Below are 3805 nucleotides of genomic sequence, written 5' to 3'. Positions count from 1 at the left end.
CAGCATAGTTCGACGTGGCCAGACACTTCGTGATCGCCGCCGTCAACGTCGTCTTCCCGTGGTCAATGTGACCGATGGTTCCGATGTTCAAATGCGGCTTGGACCTCTCAAATTTCTCCTTCGCCATTGTGATTCCCTCCTCAGAAATTTAACTTGTGTAATGTGCGTCCGTAATTTGCGTCAGCCACGCAGAACCTTCTCGGCAACCTCACCGGACACCGGCTCGTAATGATGGAACTGCATAGAGTAGGTTGCCCGGCCGGATGTTTTGCTTCGAAGATCCGTGGCGTACCCGAACATTTCGGCAAGAGGCACGAAGCCCCGGACGACCCTTGTGTTCACCCTTGTGTCCATGCCTTCGATCCGGCCTCTCCGCGAAGAGAGATCGCCGATGACATCGCCGATATAGTCCTCGGGAGTCACCACTTCAACTGCCATGATGGGCTCCATGAGAACGGGCCCCGCCTTTCTCATGGCCTCCTTGAAGCCCATGGAGGCGGCAATTTTGAATGCCATTTCGGAGCTGTCCACTTCGTGGTAGCTTCCGTCCACAAGGGCCACCTTCACGCCTATGACGGGGTATCCGCCCAGGACGCCGTTGTTGATGGCTTCTTCAAGCCCCTTCTGAACGGCGGCGATATATTCCTTCGGCACTGCCCCTCCCACGATTCTGTCCTCGAATTCGAAGCCCACTCCCTCGGGCAGGGGCTCCATCTCGAAGACCACGTGGCCGTACTGACCGCGGCCGCCGGACTGACGGATATACTTGCCCTCGGCCCTGGAGGAATTCTTCACCGCTTCCCGGTACGCGACCTGGGGACGGCCGACCTTTACATCCACGCCGAACTCCCTCTTGAGGCGGTCGACGATGATTTCGAGGTGAAGCTCTCCCATGCCGGAGATGATGGTCTGGGAAGTTTCCTCGTCGGTCTTCACCTTGAAGGTGGGGTCTTCCTCCGCAAGGGCGACGAGGCCCTTGGTGAGCTTCAGCTTGTCGTTTTTCGTGGCAGGCTCCACGGAAAGAGAAATGACGGGCTCCGGAAACACGAGGTTCTCAAGCACCACGGGACTCCCCTCCTCGCAGAGGGTGTCGCCGGTCCTGGTGGCCTTGAGCCCGGGCAGAGCGACGATCATGCCGGCTTCGGCATCTTCGAGTTCTTCCCGTTTGTTCGCATGCATCCGAAGGATGCGGCCTACCCGCTCCCTGCTGTTGTTCGTGGCGTTAAAGACGGTGGAGCCCTTGGTCAGTTTGCCTGAATATACCCTGGTGAAGACGAGCCGGCCCACGAAGGGGTCGACCATGATCTTGAAGGCGAGGGCGGTAAAAGGTTCGGCAAGACTGCTGGCCCGGGTGACCTCTTCAAGGGTGTCGGGGTTCGTTCCGATCACCGGAGGAAGGTCCACAGGGCTCGGGAGGTAGTCCACCACGGCATTCAGAAGCATCTGGACTCCCTTGTTCTTGAAAGCGGAGCCGCAGATGACGGGAACGATCTGCAGACCGATGGTGCCGGTCCTGAGCGCCCTTTTGATCAGTTCCGCTGAGACATCCTGCCCGTCGAGATAAAGGCCCATGATCTCCTCGTCGTAATCGGCGAGAATTTCGATCATGGCGTCCCTGGCCGCTTTCGCTTCTTCCACCATGGAGGAAGGTACGGGCACCACATGGGGATCGGTGCCGAGGTCGTCGGTATACTGAATACCCCGGAACTCCACAAGGTCCACCATACCGGTGAAGCTCTCTTCGATGCCGATGGGAAGCTGTATGGGAACAGGCCTGGCTCCAAGCTTCTCCTTGATACCCCGGACGACGTTATCAAAATCGGCTCCGATGCGGTCCATCTTGTTCACGAAGGCGATTCTGGGAACATGATACTTGTCCGCCTGGCGCCAGACGGTCTCCGACTGGGGCTCGACGCCCCCGACGGCGCAGAATACCGCGACCGCTCCGTCGAGAACCCTCATGGACCTCTCGACTTCCACGGTGAAATCCACGTGGCCGGGCGTATCAATTATATTGATAAAATGATCTCCCCAAACGCACGTAGTAGCCGCGGAGGTAATGGTTATCCCCCGCTCCTTCTCCTGCTCCATCCAGTCCATGGTGGCCGCGCCTTCATGGGTTTCGCCCATTTTGTAGTTCTTTCCGGTGTAGAAAAGAATCCGCTCGGTGGTGGTCGTCTTGCCCGCGTCGATGTGGGCGGCGATCCCGATATTCCGTATCCTTTTCATATCAAGTGTCTGCATAGCTACCACCAAGCCTCGTTTCCATCAGTTTGCAGCATGTAAATTCCTTGCTTCCCCGCTACCAGCGGTAGTGGGCGAACGCGCGGTTTGCCTCCGCCATCTTGTGGGTGTCTTCCTTTTTCTTTATGGAGCTGCCCTCACCCTTGTAGGCATCCATAAATTCTCTCGCAAGCCGTTCGGCCATGGGCATACCCTTCTTGGCCCTGGAATAGTTGAGCATCCAGCGGATGCAGAGGATCTGGGCGCGCTCGGCGGGAACTTCCACGGGGACCTGGTAAGTGGCGCCGCCGACCCTGCGGGGACGGACTTCCACAAGGGGGCGCACATTGTCCATGGCCTTCTTGAAAACCTCGAAAGGCTCCGTGTTCAGCTTTTCCCCGGCGATATCCAACGCCCGGTACATGATTTTCTCAGCTACGCTTTTCTTGCCCTTCCGCATCAGGCTGTTGATGAACTTTGCCAGTTCGGTGCTGCCGTACCTTGTGTCCGGCAGAGCCTGACGCTTCTTGACATGCCCCTTACGCGGCATAGGTCAACCCCTCCTCAAAAACTAAGCTCAAGCGCCTCAAAACCCTACTTGGGTCTCCTGGCGCCGTACTTGGAACGGGATCTCTTGCGATTCTCCACGCCCCCACAGTCAAGGGTTCCCCGGATAATATGATAGCGGACACCGGGAAGGTCCTTCACCCGTCCGCCCCTGACAAGCACTACGGAGTGCTCCTGCAGGTTATGGCCGATTCCGGGGATGTAGGATGTTACCTCGATCCCGTTGGTGAGGCGAACACGGGCGACCTTTCTCAAAGCCGAGTTGGGCTTTTTGGGGGTCACGGTGTACACACGGGTGCAGACACCTCTCCGCGCAGGATTACCCTGCAGCGCAGGAGCGTCGGTCTTCCGTCTTTTTTCCTCGCGGCCATGCCGGATAAGCTGGTTAATAGTCGGCACACAACTTCCTCCTTCCATATGTTCTTTCTATCGGGCTTTCAGGCCCGTTTATTTTTCAATCCCCGCGACAGAGGCTCCGCAGCTTATGGCGCATGCCCTGCCCAGCCGGACCATATCGCTGACTCTTTCCACGGGAATATCCTGTCTCCGCGCTTCCGCCTCGAGCGGGCCGACCATGGCCGGGTCGGCATCCTCGGCGATGAAAAGTTTCGCCAACCTGCCTGCTTCAAGCTTCCGCCTCACCTGACGCTCTCCTGTGACTCTTTCGGGAACAGCCAGCTCGTTTAAAGGCAAAAGAATCCCTCCTGTGCAAAAGCACCAGGGAATAATAACAAAAGTGCGGGATCGGTGTCAAGCTGCACTTTTCCCCCTAAATCCGCAGGTTCGTTCCCCAAGAGAAGAGACAGGTCCCCGGACGGGGAAGTGAACCCTTTTCGTTTCCCCGTCCCTATGGTTTTTTCTCCTTTTCGGGCGGTTGAAGCTCTTTTTCCCGTTTTGTGGATAAACTCCATTGGCACGGAAGATGTCCTTCCGTGTTCCTGAGGTATTTATGGGTCCGCTCTCCCCGTCGTCAGTCAGGCATGGACTGCAACATTTCCAGCCTCTTCATGACTGT

5 protein-coding genes are annotated in these 3805 nt (G+C 57.3%); all 5 read right to left on the bottom strand.

Annotated elements, in window-relative coordinates; translation table 11 throughout:
- On the bottom strand, window positions 1–127 hold a 127-nt coding region (locus tag JMJ95_RS00320), incomplete at its 3' end, for a GTP-binding protein (RefSeq protein ID WP_290680981.1).
- Window positions 128–180: 53 nt separating this feature from the next.
- Complete coding sequence (gene fusA, locus JMJ95_RS00315; protein ID WP_290680978.1) at window positions 181–2244, bottom strand: elongation factor G; 2064 nt, start codon at window positions 2242–2244, stop codon at window positions 181–183.
- Between the two features lie 58 nt (window positions 2245–2302).
- On the bottom strand, window positions 2303–2773 hold the full coding sequence (rpsG, locus tag JMJ95_RS00310; RefSeq protein ID WP_290680975.1) for a 30S ribosomal protein S7: 471 nt from the start codon (window positions 2771–2773) through the stop codon (window positions 2303–2305).
- A gap of 44 nt (window positions 2774–2817) precedes the next feature.
- Window positions 2818–3189: a 30S ribosomal protein S12 gene (gene rpsL, locus JMJ95_RS00305; RefSeq protein WP_133957707.1), complete on the bottom strand. Its 372-nt coding sequence runs from the start codon at window positions 3187–3189 to the stop codon at window positions 2818–2820.
- Window positions 3190–3237: 48 nt separating this feature from the next.
- Window positions 3238–3483, bottom strand: coding sequence for a ribosomal L7Ae/L30e/S12e/Gadd45 family protein (locus JMJ95_RS00300; protein ID WP_290680967.1), 246 nt, complete (start codon window positions 3481–3483; stop codon window positions 3238–3240).
- Window positions 3484–3805 lie beyond the last annotated feature (322 nt).

The organism is Aminivibrio sp., from assembly GCF_016756745.1.
GTDB lineage: Bacteria > Synergistota > Synergistia > Synergistales > Aminobacteriaceae > Aminivibrio.
This window is presented reverse-complemented; position numbering and strand designations above follow the sequence as displayed.

Bases quoted from the DNA above. Each gene is read 5' to 3' on its own strand.
- fusA (WP_290680978.1), bottom strand. From the start codon at position 2,244: ATGCAGACACTTGATATGAAAAGGATACGGAATATCGGGATCGCCGCC.
- rpsG (WP_290680975.1), bottom strand. From the start codon at position 2,773: ATGCCGCGTAAGGGGCATGTCAAGAAGCGTCAGGCTCTGCCGGACACA.